Origin of the sequence: Streptomyces chumphonensis (assembly GCF_014779715.1) — a bacterium.
GTDB classification, from domain to species: domain Bacteria; phylum Actinomycetota; class Actinomycetes; order Streptomycetales; family Streptomycetaceae; genus Streptomyces; species Streptomyces chumphonensis.
Window position 1 is genome coordinate 171,937 of sequence record NZ_JACXYU010000001.1, and the last position, 12,401, is coordinate 184,337.

The window sequence follows — 12,401 nt, forward strand, 5'->3', positions numbered from 1 at the left end:
CCCGCACGGGCCGGGCACCGGGGCCGGGAACAGGCCGCCGTCGGTGCTCAGTTGTGGCTGTGCAGGGCCTCGTTCAGGCCGCCCCAGGAGCCGCTGCGGGGCAGGGCCTCCACGGCGCCGCTGGTGGAGTTGCGGCGGAACAGCAGGTTGGTGGCACCGGAGAGCTCCAGCGCCTTCACCACCTGACCGTCCGGCAGGCTGACGCGGGTGCCCGCCGTGACGTAGAGGCCGGCCTCCACGATGCAGTCGTCGCCCAGCGAGATGCCGATGCCCGCCTCGGCCCCGAGCAGGCAGCGCTCGCCGATGGTGATGCGCTGCTTGCCGCCGCCGGAGAGCGTCCCCATGATCGAGGCGCCGCCGCCGATGTCGGAGCCGTCCCCGACCACGACGCCCGCGCTGATGCGGCCCTCGACCATGGAGGTGCCGAGCGTTCCGGCGTTGAAGTTGACGAAGCCCTCGTGCATGACGGTGGTGCCCTCGGCCAGGTGGGCCCCGAGCCGCACCCGGTCGGCGTCCCCGATGCGCACGCCCTTCGGCATGACGTAGTCCGTCATGCGGGGGAACTTGTCGACACTGGTGACGTTGAGCTGACGGCCCTCGGCGCGCGCGGCCAGCCGCACGTCCTCCAGCCGGTCCACCGGCACCGGGCCGAGGCTCGTCCAGGCGACGTTGGCCAGCAGCCCGAACACGCCGTCCAGGTTCAGCCCGTGCGGGCGGGCCAGGCGGTGGCTGATGAGGTGCAGCCGCAGGTAGGCGTCGTGCGCGTCGGCGGGCTTCGCGTCCAGGGAGTCGATGACGGTCCGCACGGCGACGGTCTCCACGCCCCGCAGCGGGTCCGGCCCGAGGGCGCGCGGGGCGGCCTCGCCCAGCAGTTCGGCGGCCCGCTCGGGGCTCAGCCGCTCGGTACCGGCCGGGCCGGGGGCGTCGACCAGCTCGGGGCGCGGGAACCAGGTGTCGAGGACGGTGCCGTCGGCGGTGACGGTGGCGAGCCCGGCGGCGACGGCGCCGGTGGTACGGGTGGTGGCTGCTTCGGTCATGGGGAGAACCTAACGTCCCCCGCCGCCGCCCCGCGAACCGGTCTCGCCCACCGATCCCGCCCGCCCGGCCTGCGCCGGGCGGGACGCGCGGCGGGCCCGACGGCCCGGCGGGTCTCCGCCAGGGCCGACGGTGCGCGCCGCCGCCTGCTCCGGCAACCTTCCTTGCCGGCTGGCAAGCTGGCTCCCATGGTCTCCACGGAAGACGGCGACGACCTCGGGCAGGCACTGGAAGCGGTCGGTCCCCGGCTGCGGGCGCTGCGGCGGCACCGCGACACGACGCTGGCCGAGCTCGCCGCGCGCACCGGCATCTCCGTCAGCACGCTCTCCCGGCTGGAGTCGGGGTCGCGGCGGCCCAGCCTGGAGCTGCTGCTGCCCCTGGCCCGGGCGCACGGCGTCACCCTGGACGAGCTGGTCGGCGCGCCGCCCACCGGTGATCCGCGCATCCACCTGAGGCCGGTGACCCACGGCGGCATCACGAGCGTGCCGCTGACCCGCAGGGCCGGGGGCATCCAGGCGTACAAGATGGTGCTTCCCGGCGCCACCGGCCACCGCGAGCCCGATCCGCAGACGCACGAGGGCTACGAGTGGCTCTACGTGCTCAACGGGAGGCTGCGGCTGGTCCTCGGGGAGCGGGACATGGAGCTCGCCCCCGGCGAGGCCGCCGAGTTCGACACCCGGCTGCCGCACTGGTTCTCCGCGGCGGGTGCCGAACCGGTCGAGCTGCTCAGCCTCTTCGGCCGCCAGGGCGAGCGTGCCCACCTGCGCGCCCGCCCCCGGACGCGCGACTGACGGCCCCACCCCGGGACAGCTCCCGAGCACGGTCACCGGCGGGTCGGAAAACCCGTGGCCGCCGCCGCGCGGTGTGGCTACGGTGGTCGGCGTCCGTCTGTCGTCCACCGGGCCCGTCGGCCCCGAGGAGAAGTGTCTTGATGCCCCGCACCGCGCCGAGCGCGCCTCGCCGCGCCGCCTAGCATCGTCCCGCCACGGCTCTCCGTGGCAGGTGGACGCCCGCTGCGGCGCCCCGTACCGCCCGCCCCCGCGCTTCCCGTGGAAGCCGTGGTGCGTGCGCGGCCTCCCGTCGAGGACCGCTCGGCCGGCTCTTGCTGTCGTTTCCGACCTTTCAGCAAGGAGCATCCCGGGTGTCCGACAACCCGCACAACATTCTCCAGATCGACACCTTCACCTGCGCGTGGTGCGGCCTCACGGTCACCACGGCCGCCGCCGACGGCGCGCGGCGTGAGCACTGCCCCTCCTGTCTGCACTCCCGGCACGTCACGGATCACGTGGCGGGCGGGCGGAGCCGCTGCGAGGGGCGGATGACGCCGATCGCCATCGCCGTGCTGCGCACCGGTGACTGGCAGGTCGTCCACCGCTGCGTGCGCTGCGACGAGCTGACCGCCGGCCCCGTGCAGCCGGACGACAACCAGCTCATCCTCATGCGCATGGCGGTCCGCCCACTCGCCCAACCGCCGTTCCCGCTCGAAGCCCTCGGCAGCCTGTGACACGGGAAAGGAGACCGACCATGCCACGACGCAATCCGTCACGCGCGCGGGCCGGGGCGGGCCGCCGCCCGCAGCGGCACAAGGACGTCCTGCACGGGGCGGGGGGCCACCGGGCCGACGCCTTCCGGTGCGTCCACTGCCGCCTGGAGGTGTCCCTCACGGCTCCGGGCACCGTCCACCGCAACCACTGCCCGCACTGCCTCACCAGTCGGCACGTCGACCGCCGGGTGCCCGGCGACCGCGCGTCCGACTGCCGGGGGCGCATGGAGCCCCTGGCACTGAGCACCCGGCCGGACGGTGAGTGGATGATCGTCCACCGGTGCCTGAGCTGCGGGGAACTCGGCGTGAACCGCATCGCGGGCGACGACAACGCCCTCGCCCTGGTGCGGATGGCGCTCAGGCCGCTCCGGGACACCACCCGGGCCGGCCGCACCCTCATGGCGCTGTAGGCAGCGGGGCCACCCGGCGGAGGACCGCCGGGTGGCCCCGCGAGGGGGTGCTCAGTGGGCGCCGCCGCCGAGGTTGAGGACGACGACGCCGACGACCACGAGGGCGATGCCCAGGATCCGGGTGAACGTCACCGGTTCGTCGATGAAGACCATGCCGATCGTGGCCACGGCGGCGGTGCCGACCCCGGCCCAGATCGCGTAGGCGGTGCCGACGGACATCGTCTTGAGCGCCTGTGCCAGGAGCACGAACGCGATGAGGTAGCCGACGACCGTCCCCAGCGAGGGCCACAGTCGGGTGAAGCCGTCGCTGAACTTCATGGAGGTCGTGGCCAGCACCTCGGCGAGGATCGCCGCTCCGAGCGTCAAGTACACCATGCCGCCGATCGTACGGATCACCGCGCGCGGCGAGGCCCTCGGCTCGTGGCGTCAGGAGTGGCGCAGGGAGGCCAGCAGGCGCTCCAGCGCGCGCTGGGTGTCGCCGAGATCGCCGGGGTCGGCGCTGTCCGCGAGCCACAGGGCGGCCTCGTTCATGGCGCCCGACAGCAGCCGGGCCAGCGGGGCGACGGGCTGGTCGGCGAGGACGCCCCGCGCGACGAGGTCGGCCAGCGCCTCGTGCAGGTGCCGGGCGGACGCGGCCTCGTCCATCGTGCGCCAGGTGTGCCAGCCCAGGACGGCGGGCCCGTCCAGGAGCATGATCCGCTGGACGCCGGGGGCCGCGGTGACGTCGAGGAACGCCGCGCAGCCGGCCGTCAGCCGGTCCCACGGGTCCGCCTCGGCCTCGGCCGAGGCCGCGACGCGGTCCCCCACCTCCTCCTGCACCTCGGCCAGGACGGCCCGGAAGAGGTCGGCCTTGCCGTCGAAGTGGTGGTAGAGGGCCCCCTTGGTCACGCCGGCCGCCGCGACGACGTCGGCCAGCCCGACCGCCGCGTAGCCGCGTTCCGCGAACAGCCGCCGGGCCTCGTCCAGCAGCGCCCGGCGGGTCCGGTCCCGCTGCCGTGCCCGCACCGTGCCCACACGCGTCACCCTCTCCCTTTGACATACCGATGGTATGCGCATAGCGTCGAACTTGACATACCCAAGGTATGCGAAGGAGTGAGCACCATGCTGACCAGCTTCTATCCCGTGATCTGCACCTCCCACCTCAGCGCGTCACGCGACTTCTACACCCGCCTCATGGGCTTCGAGGTGACGTTCGAGGCCGACTGGTACGTAAGCCTGCGGCGGCCCGGCGAACCGGCCTACGAGCTGGCGCTCCTCGACGCGACGCACCCCACCCTCCCGGAGGGCCACCGCCGGCCCGTCCAGGGGCTGCTGCTGAACTTCGAGGTCGACGACGTCGACGCCGAGTGGGAGCGCCTCGTCGTCCGCGCCGGACTGCCGGCCGCGCTGGAGCTGCGCAGCGAGGACTTCGGGCAGCGGCACTTCATCGTGGCCGACCCCGACGGGGTCCTCGTCGACGTCATCACGCCCATCGCGCCGAGCGCCGACTACGCCGAGCAGTACGCCACGCCGTGACGGCCGTCCGGGACGCACCGGTGCCCCGGACCGCAGCGCGGACCGGGGCACCGGACGCCGGGCGGGGAGGCCCCCGCACCGGCTCAGACGTTGAAGCCGAGGGCGCGCAGCTGCTCGCGGCCGTCGTCGGTGATCTTGTCCGGACCCCACGGCGGCATCCAGACCCAGTTGATCTTGAGTTCCTTGACGATGCCCTCGGTCGCGGACTTCGCCTGGTCCTCGATGACGTCGGTCAGCGGGCAGGCCGCGGACGTCAGCGTCATGTCGATCGTGGCCGTGTTGTCCTCGTCCACGTGGACCCCGTAGACCAGGCCGAGGTTGACGACGTCGATGCCCAGCTCGGGGTCGACGACGTCCATCATCGCCTCGTGGACCTCTTCCTCGCTGGCCGGCTTGGCCACGCCTGCTTCGGTCGTCTCGGTCATGCCGTCTTCTCCTTAACGGGGGACTCGCCCAGCGCCTGGGCCGTCGCGTCCTTCCAGGCCATCCAGCTGAGCAGCGCGCACTTGACCCGGGCCGGGTACTTGGAGACCCCGGCGAAGGCGACCGCGTCCTCCAGGACGTCCTCCATCGCGTCGTCCGGAGTCAGCTGGCCCTTGGACTGCATCAGCTCCAGGAACGTCTCCTGGACGCGCCGGGCCTCGGCCAGGTTCTTGCCGACCAGCAACTCGTTCAGCACCGAGGCGCTGGCCTGACTGATCGAACAGCCCTGGCCCTCGTAACTGACGTCGGCGACGGTGTCACCGTCGTAGCGCACCCGCAGCGTGATCTCGTCCCCGCAGGTCGGATTCACGTGGTGCACCTCGGCGTCGCCGTCGCGCAGGCCACGTCCGTGCGGGTTCTTGTAGTGGTCCAGGATCACTTCCTGGTACATGGAGTCCAGCTTCACGAGTCAGGCCACCCTCATCCGAAGAAGTTCCGAACGTACTCCAGGCCCTCGACCAGAGCGTCGACCTCGGCCGGTGTGGAGTACAGATAGAACGACGCTCGCGTGGTCGCGGGAATTCCGTAGCGCAGGCACACGGGCCGGGCGCAGTGGTGGCCGACCCGGACGGCGATGCCCTGTTCGTCCAGCACCTGGCCGACGTCGTGCGGGTGGATGTCGCCCAGCACGAACGAGATCGCCGCACCCCGGTCCTCGGCCGTACCGGGGCCGATGATCCGCAGGTCCGGGACGTCCTGGAGCCGCTGCACGGCGTACCCGGTGAGGGCGTGCTCATGCGCGGCGATGGCGTCCATCCCGATGCCGCTGAGGTAGTCCACCGCCGCGCCGAGACCCACGGCCTGGGCGATCGGCGGCGTGCCCGCCTCGAACTTGTGCGGCGCGGGGGCGTAGGTGGAGGAGTGCATCGAGACCGTCTCGATCATCTCGCCGCCGCCGAGGAAGGGCGGCAGGTCCTCCAGGAGCTCCTGGCGCCCCCAGAGCACGCCGATGCCGGTCGGGCCGCACATCTTGTGGCCGGTGAACGCGACGAAGTCCGCCTGTATGGCCTGCACGTCCAGCACCATGTGCGGTGCGGCCTGCGAGGCGTCGACGACGACGAGCGCGTTGACCTCCTGCGCCCGGCGGACGATCTCCTCGACCGGGTTGACCGTGCCCATGATGTTGGAGACCAGCGTGAAGGAGACGACCTTGGTCTTCTCCGTGATGACCTCGTCCAGGTTGGACAGGTCGAGCCGGCCGTCGTCGGTCAGCCCGAACCACTTCAGCTTCGCGCCCGTGCGCTGCGCGAGCAGCTGCCACGGAACGATGTTGGAGTGGTGCTCCATCTCCGTGATGACGATCTCGGTCTCGTGGTCCACCCGGTAGGGCTCGTCCGCCCAGCCGAGCATGTTCGCCACGAGGTTCAGCGACTCCGAGGCGTTCTTGGTGAAGATCACCTCGTCGCGGCTGGGAGCGTTGACGAAGGCGGCGACCTTGTCCCGCGCGCCCTCGTACAGGGCCGTGGCCTCCTCGGCGAGGACGTGCACACCGCGGTGGACGTTGGCGTTGTGCCGCTCGTAGTAGGTGTTCAGCGCGTCGAGCACCTGGCGCGGCTTCTGCGAGGTCGCCGCGTTGTCCAGGTACACGAGCCGCTTGCCGTCGTGGATCTGCCGGTCCAGGACGGGGAAGTCCTTGCGGATCGCCTCGGTGTCGAGGAGGCCCGGGAGCCCGGGACGGGAGGATGTCACGAAGTCGTGCCCCCCTTCACGTACTGCTCGTAGCCCTCGGCCTCCAGCTTGTCGGCCAGCTCCGGACCGCCGGACTCGGCGATGCGGCCCTTGGCGAACACGTGGACGTGGTCGGGCTTGATGTAGCGCAGGATGCGCGTGTAGTGCGTGATCAGCAGGGTGCCGACGTCGCCGCTCTCCCGCACCCGGTTGACGCCCTCGGACACGACGCGCAGGGCGTCGACGTCCAGGCCCGAGTCGGTCTCGTCGAGGATCGCGATCTTCGGCTTCAGCAGTTCCAGCTGAAGGATCTCGTGGCGCTTCTTCTCGCCGCCGGAGAAGCCCTCGTTGACGTTGCGCTCGGCGAAGGCCGGGTCCATGGACAGCCGCTGCATGGCCTCCTTGACCTCCTTCACCCAGGTGCGCAGCTTGGGGGCCTCGCCGCGGGTGGCGGTGGCGGCGGTGCGCAGGAAGTTCGAGACGGAGACGCCGGGGACCTCGACCGGGTACTGCATGGCGAGGAAGACGCCGGCGCGGGCCCGCTCGTCCACGGACATCTCCAGGACGTCCTCGCCGTCGAGGGTGACGGTGCCACCGGTGACGGTGTACTTCGGGTGACCCGCCAGGGAGTAGGCGAGGGTGGACTTGCCGGAGCCGTTCGGGCCCATGATGGCGTGGGTCTCGCCCTGCTTCACGGTCAGGTCGACGCCGCGCAGGATCTCGTTCGGCCCGCTGTCGGTGTCGACGGAAACGTGCAGGTCGTGAATCTCAAGGGTGGCCATGGGGCTTCAGGACTCCTGGGTGACGGAGACGAGCACGGCCGCGTCCGGGCCGTCTCCTTCGATCTTTACGGGGTACACGGGGACGGGTCGCGTGGCGGGGAGACCCGAGGGCTTGCCGGTGCGCAGGTCGAAGCTGGAGCCGTGCAGCCAGCACTCGATGGCGCAGTCCTCCACCTCTCCCTCGGAGAGGGAGACGTTCGCGTGCGAGCAGATGTCGTTGATCGCGAACACCTCGCCCTCGGTGCGCACGAGCGAGACCGGCGTGCCGTCGACGTCCACCCGCTTCGGGGTGTCGTCCTCCAGCTCACCGAGGCTCGCGACTTTCACGTATCCGCTCATGCCACCGACGCTTCCAGCTCTTCGTCGATCTTGGCGAGCAGGCGCTCCTGGAGGTCGGGCAGACCGATCTGCTGGACCAGCTCGGCGAAGAAGCCGCGCACGACCAGACGGCGCGCCTCGTCGGCGGGGACACCGCGCGACATCAGGTAGAACAGCTGCTCGTCCTCGAAGCGGCCGGTGGCCGACGCGTGTCCGGCCCCCTGGATCTCACCGGTCTCGATCTCCAGGTTGGGCACCGAGTCGACCCGCGCGCCGTCGGTGAGGACGAGGTTGCGGTTCAGCTCGTAGGTGTCGGTGCCCTCGGCGGCCTTGCGGATCAGGACGTCGCCGATCCACACCGCGTGCGCGTCCTGCCCCTGGAGCGCGCCCTTGTAGGCCACGTTGCTGCGGCAGTGCGGCGCGTCGTGGTCGACGAGCAGGCGGTGCTCCTGGTGCTGGCCGTCGTCGGTGAAGTACAGGCCGTACAGCTCGGCCTCCCCGCCGGGGCCCGCGTAGCTGACCCGGGGGTGCAGCCGCACGACGTCGCCGCCGAAGGTGACGACGACGGACTTGAAGCTCGCGTCCCGGCCGACCAGGGCGTTGTGCTGCGAGCAGTGCACGGCCGTGTCCGCCCAGTCCTGGACGGAGACGACGGTGAGCTTGGCGTTGTCCCCGAGGACGAACTCCACGTTGGCGGCGCGCACGGCGTCACCCGTGTGGTCGATGACGACGACGGCCTCGGCGAAGGCGCCCAGCTCGAAGACGGTGTGCCCGTAGGAGACGCCGCCCTCGCCGTGCAGGCCGACCCGGATCGGCTCCTGAAGGACCGCTTCCTTCGGCACCGTGACGACGGTGGCCTTCTCGAAGGAGCTGAACGCCTGCGCGGCGACCCGGTCCACCGGCTTGCCGGCCCGGCCGAGGCGGGCGTCGTCGCGGCCGACGGCCTCGACGGTGACGCCCTCGGGCGCGGAGATCTCGGCCTTCAGGCCGCCCGACGCCTCGGCGCTGCCGTCGTGCAGCCCGCGCAGCCGCGCCAGCGGGGTGAAGCGCCACTCCTCCTCGCGGCCGTGCGGCACGGGGAAGTCCGCCACGTCGAACGAGGGCGGTGCGCTCATCCGGGTGGCGACGGTGGACTCGGCGGCCACCGCGATGGCGGTGTTGCCCGCCGGGTTTGTCTGAGCCTCAGCCATGGCTACTACTGGTTCTCTTTCTCGGGTCTGGACACGCTCGGCTCTGACGCCGCCGAGCGCTGCGGGACGGGCGGGACGGCCGGCGTCAGCCGACCGCGCCCTCCATCTGCAGCTCGATCAGCCGGTTCAGCTCCAGGGCGTACTCCATGGGGAGCTCCTTGGCGATCGGCTCGACGAAGCCGCGCACGATCATCGCCATGGCCTCGTCCTCGGCCATGCCCCGGCTCATCAGGTAGAAGAGCTGGTCGTCGCTGACCTTGGAGACGGTCGCCTCGTGGCCCATCGTCACGTCGTCCTCGCGGACGTCGACGTAGGGGTAGGTGTCGGAACGGGAGATCGTGTCCACCAGCAGCGCGTCGCACAGCACGTTGGACTTGGAGTTCTCCGCGCCCTCGGCGATCTCGATGAGACCGCGGTAGGAGGTGCGGCCACCGCCCCGGGCCACCGACTTGGAGACGATGTTGGAGGAGGTGTTCGGCGCCATGTGGACCATCTTGGCCCCGGCGTCCTGGTGCTGGCCCTCACCGGCGAAGGCGACGGACAGCGTCTCGCCCTTGGCGTGCTCGCCCATCAGGTAGACGGCCGGGTACTTCATCGTCACCTTGGAGCCGAGGTTGCCGTCGACCCACTCCATGGTCGCGCCCTCGTAGGCGACCGCACGCTTGGTGACCAGGTTGTAGACGTTGTTCGACCAGTTCTGGATCGTCGTGTAGCGGCAGCGGCCGCCCTTCTTCACGATGATCTCCACGACCGCCGAGTGCAGCGAGTCGGAATTGTAGATCGGTGCGGTGCAGCCCTCGACGTAGTGCACGTAGGCGTTCTCGTCGACGATGATCAGCGTCCGCTCGAACTGGCCCATGTTCTCGGTGTTGATCCGGAAGTAGGCCTGCAGCGGGATGTCGACGTGCACGCCCGGCGGCACGTAGATGAAGGAACCACCGGACCACACGGCGGTGTTCAGCGCGGCGAACTTGTTGTCACCGGCCGGGATGACCGTGCCGAAGTGCTCCTGGAAGATCTCCGGGTGCTCGCGCAGCGCGGTGTCGGTGTCCAGGAAGAGGACGCCCTGCTGCTCCAGGTCCTCGCGGATCTGGTGGTAGACGACCTCCGACTCGTACTGCGCGGCCACACCGGCGACCAGGCGCTGCTTCTCGGCCTCCGGGATGCCGAGGCGGTCGTAGGTGTTCTTGATGTCCTCCGGCAGGTCCTCCCAGGACTGGGCCTGCTTCTCGGTGGACCGCACGAAGTACTTGATGTTGTCGAAGTCGATGCCCGACAGGTCCGAGCCCCAGTTCGGCATGGGCTTCTTGTCGAAGAGCTTCAGGCCCTTCAGGCGGAGCTTGAGCATCCAGTCCGGCTCGGACTTCTTGCCGGAGATGTCGCGGACGACCTCCTCGGAGAGGCCGCGCTTGGCGGCCGCTCCGGCCGCGTCACTGTCGGCCCAGCCGTACTCGTAGTTGCCCAGCCCCTCCAGCTCGGGGTGGGCGGTCTCCGTGGGGAGCGTCATGCGGGGTTCCTCCCGGCGGTGCTTGCAGAAGCTGTTGCGTGTGCGGTGGTCTCAGAGGTCAGCGCGGGCCCGTCTGCTCGCGGGACGAAGGTGGTGCACACCCCGTCGCCGTGCGCGATGGTGGCCAGGCGCTGCACGTGGGTGCCGAGCAGGCGGGAGAAGACCTCGGTCTCCGCCTCACACAGCTGCGGGAACCGCTCGGCGGCGTGCGCCACCGGGCAGTGGTGCTGACAGAGCTGCTCGCCGGTCGAGGCAGGGGCACTGCGTGCCGTAGCAGCGTACCCGTCCTCCGAGAGCGCCTCGGCCAGCACACGCGCGCGGTCCCGGGGGGCCGAACCCTCCAGACGCGCACGGTACCGCTCGGCCTGGGCGTTCGCCCGGGCCCGGGCGAACGCCGCGACGGCGGCCTCGCCCTGCTCGCCGCCACCGGCCATGCGCGCGATCCAGCGCATGGCGTCGACGGCGAGTTCGTCGTAGGCCTGGTCGAACGCGTCCCGACCGCCGTCGGTGAGGGCGAAGACCTTGGCGGGACGGCCGCGCCCCCGGTGCCCGTAGACCCGCTGGGCGCGGGCCTCCACGGTGCCCTCGGCGACCAGCGCGTCGAGGTGCCGCCGAACGGCGGCCTGCGTGAGCTCCAGCCGCACCGCCAGCTCCGCCGCGGTGGACGGGCCGTGGTCGAGGATGGAGCGGGCCACGCGATGACGGGTGCCGTGCTGCTCCTCCAGCGCGGCGGGCACACTCGCGAGCGCGGGGGCCGGAACCGGCTCCCGCGTCGTCGGCGCGTCTCCCGTGTTTTTCACAACGCCATTGTTGCGTAATTCGGCGAGGAGCGGCAAGCCCGGTTGTGACCTGCGGCAATGGGGTGCGTCACGTAAGGCAAGCCTTACTCGCGCGGGGTGTCCGACGGCCCCTCGACGCCCGGCGCCCGCCCCGGGGAGGCCCCGGGAGGGCGGCGGAGCGGCGCGGCCCCCCGGGCGTCGGCGCTCCCCGGCGCTTCCTAGACTGGCCCGCATGCACGAGAAGGCGGCCGTCGAGGTCGCGGGGCTGGTCAAGCGGTACGGCGGGACGACGGCGGTGGACGGCCTCGACCTGACCGTGGAGCACGGCACGGTCACAGCCGTGCTCGGCCCCAACGGCGCCGGCAAGACGACCACCGTCGAGATCTGCGAGGGCTACCGCAAGCCCGACGCCGGCACGGTACGGGTCCTCGGGCTCGACCCCGTGGCCGACGGCGCGGCGCTGCGGCCCCGGATCGGGGTGATGCTCCAGAGCGGCGGCGTCTACCCGGGCGTGCGGGCCGGGGAGATGCTGCGGCACATGGCCGCCCTGTACGCCCACCCCCTCGACGTCGACGCGCTCGTCGAACGCCTCGGGCTCGGCTCCTGCGGCCGGACGGCCTACCGGCGGCTCTCCGGAGGCCAGCAGCAGCGGCTGGCCCTGGCCATGGCCGTCGTCGGCCGGCCCGAACTGGTCTTCCTCGACGAGCCGACGGCGGGCCTGGACCCGCAGGCCCGCCGCGCCACCTGGGACCTGGTGCGGGAGCTGCGCGCCGACGGCGTCGGCTGCGTCCTGACCACCCACCACATGGACGAGGCCGAGGAGCTGGCGGACGCCGTGGCGATCGTCGACGCCGGCCGGGTCGTCGCCCACGGCAGCCCCGGGGAGCTGTGCCGGGGCGGCGCCGAGAACACCCTGCGCTTCTCCGGCCGCCCCGGGCTCGATCTCGCCTCCCTGCTGCGGGCCCTGCCGCCCCGGACGGGCGCGGAGGAGGTGGCACCGGGCGCCTACCGGCTGCACGGCACCGTCGACCCGCAGCTCATCGCCACCGTCACCTCCTGGTGCGCGCAGAACGGCGTGCTGCCCGACCGCATCGCCGTCGAGCGCCGCACCCTGGAGGACGTCTTCCTGGAACTGACCGGTAAGGAGCTGCGGTCGTGAACGGGATCGCCA

Annotated in this window: 16 protein-coding genes; 5 read left to right on the forward strand and 11 right to left on the reverse strand. The window is 71.7% G+C overall.

Annotated features, from left to right (window positions below):
• Positions 1–47 precede the first annotated feature (47 nt).
• A complete protein-coding gene (dapD, locus tag IF129_RS00565) occupies positions 48–1,037 on the reverse strand; it encodes a 2,3,4,5-tetrahydropyridine-2,6-dicarboxylate N-succinyltransferase (protein WP_191207380.1) in 990 nt (329 codons plus the stop codon).
• A gap of 186 nt (positions 1,038–1,223) precedes the next feature.
• On the opposite strand from dapD, the gene IF129_RS00570 reads away from it, so the two are divergent.
• From IF129_RS00570 to IF129_RS00580, 3 genes are all read left to right on the forward strand, one after another.
• Positions 1,224–1,826, forward strand: a complete 603-nt coding sequence (locus tag IF129_RS00570) for a helix-turn-helix domain-containing protein (protein ID WP_191207381.1) — start codon at positions 1,224–1,226, stop codon at positions 1,824–1,826.
• A 350-nt stretch (positions 1,827–2,176) separates the two neighbouring features.
• Positions 2,177–2,539, forward strand: a complete 363-nt coding sequence (locus tag IF129_RS00575; RefSeq protein WP_191207382.1) for an RNHCP domain-containing protein — start codon at positions 2,177–2,179, stop codon at positions 2,537–2,539.
• A gap of 20 nt (positions 2,540–2,559) precedes the next feature.
• The gene (locus tag IF129_RS00580) at positions 2,560–2,988 is read left to right on the forward strand and encodes an RNHCP domain-containing protein (protein ID WP_191207383.1); all 429 of its coding nucleotides are present in this window, start codon (positions 2,560–2,562) and stop codon (positions 2,986–2,988) included.
• 51 nt (positions 2,989–3,039) lie between these two features.
• On the opposite strand, the gene IF129_RS00585 is transcribed toward IF129_RS00580, so the two are convergent.
• Both IF129_RS00585 and IF129_RS00590 read right to left on the reverse strand, forming a co-directional pair.
• Positions 3,040–3,363: a DMT family transporter gene (locus tag IF129_RS00585; protein ID WP_191207384.1), complete on the reverse strand. Its 324-nt coding sequence runs from the start codon at positions 3,361–3,363 to the stop codon at positions 3,040–3,042.
• Between the two features lie 51 nt (positions 3,364–3,414).
• A complete protein-coding gene (locus IF129_RS00590; protein WP_381481178.1) occupies positions 3,415–4,002 on the reverse strand; it encodes a TetR/AcrR family transcriptional regulator in 588 nt (195 codons plus the stop codon).
• Positions 4,003–4,089: 87 nt separating this feature from the next.
• Here IF129_RS00590 and IF129_RS00595 point away from each other — a divergent pair, with 87 nt between their 5' ends.
• Entirely contained in the window at positions 4,090–4,503 is a 414-nt protein-coding gene (locus IF129_RS00595) for a VOC family protein (RefSeq protein ID WP_191207386.1), read from the forward strand.
• An 83-nt stretch (positions 4,504–4,586) separates the two neighbouring features.
• On the opposite strand, the gene IF129_RS00600 is transcribed toward IF129_RS00595, so the two are convergent.
• The 8 genes from IF129_RS00600 to IF129_RS00635 all read right to left on the reverse strand — a co-directional run bounded on the left by IF129_RS00600 (position 4,587) and on the right by IF129_RS00635 (position 11,251).
• Complete coding sequence (locus IF129_RS00600; RefSeq protein ID WP_191207387.1) at positions 4,587–4,928, reverse strand: metal-sulfur cluster assembly factor; 342 nt, start codon at positions 4,926–4,928, stop codon at positions 4,587–4,589.
• Positions 4,925–5,392: a Fe-S cluster assembly sulfur transfer protein SufU gene (gene sufU, locus IF129_RS00605; RefSeq protein WP_191207388.1), complete on the reverse strand. Its 468-nt coding sequence runs from the start codon at positions 5,390–5,392 to the stop codon at positions 4,925–4,927. Before sufU ends, IF129_RS00600 begins: the two co-directional genes overlap by 4 nt.
• A 14-nt stretch (positions 5,393–5,406) precedes the next feature.
• Positions 5,407–6,675, reverse strand: a complete 1,269-nt coding sequence (locus IF129_RS00610) for a cysteine desulfurase (RefSeq protein WP_191207389.1) — start codon at positions 6,673–6,675, stop codon at positions 5,407–5,409.
• Positions 6,672–7,436, reverse strand: coding sequence for a Fe-S cluster assembly ATPase SufC (sufC, locus tag IF129_RS00615; protein ID WP_191207390.1), 765 nt, complete (start codon positions 7,434–7,436; stop codon positions 6,672–6,674). The genes IF129_RS00610 and sufC overlap by 4 nt, the downstream gene beginning before the upstream one ends.
• A 6-nt stretch (positions 7,437–7,442) precedes the next feature.
• Entirely contained in the window at positions 7,443–7,775 is a 333-nt protein-coding gene (locus tag IF129_RS00620) for a non-heme iron oxygenase ferredoxin subunit (protein WP_191207391.1), read from the reverse strand.
• Positions 7,772–8,944 carry a Fe-S cluster assembly protein SufD gene (gene sufD / locus IF129_RS00625; RefSeq protein ID WP_191207392.1) on the reverse strand — a complete coding sequence of 391 codons (1,173 nt, stop codon included), beginning with the start codon at positions 8,942–8,944 and terminating at the stop codon, positions 7,772–7,774. The genes IF129_RS00620 and sufD overlap by 4 nt, the downstream gene beginning before the upstream one ends.
• A gap of 85 nt (positions 8,945–9,029) precedes the next feature.
• A complete protein-coding gene (sufB, locus tag IF129_RS00630; protein WP_191207393.1) occupies positions 9,030–10,451 on the reverse strand; it encodes a Fe-S cluster assembly protein SufB in 1,422 nt (473 codons plus the stop codon).
• Positions 10,448–11,251 (reverse strand): helix-turn-helix transcriptional regulator, encoded by an 804-nt coding sequence (locus IF129_RS00635; RefSeq protein WP_318153471.1) that lies wholly within the window; start codon positions 11,249–11,251, stop codon positions 10,448–10,450. Before IF129_RS00635 ends, sufB begins: the two co-directional genes overlap by 4 nt.
• 211 nt (positions 11,252–11,462) lie before the next feature.
• Between IF129_RS00635 and IF129_RS00640 the strand changes: the two genes are divergently transcribed.
• Positions 11,463–12,389, forward strand: coding sequence for an ABC transporter ATP-binding protein (locus IF129_RS00640; protein ID WP_191207395.1), 927 nt, complete (start codon positions 11,463–11,465; stop codon positions 12,387–12,389).
• Positions 12,390–12,401: the final 12 nt, after the last annotated feature.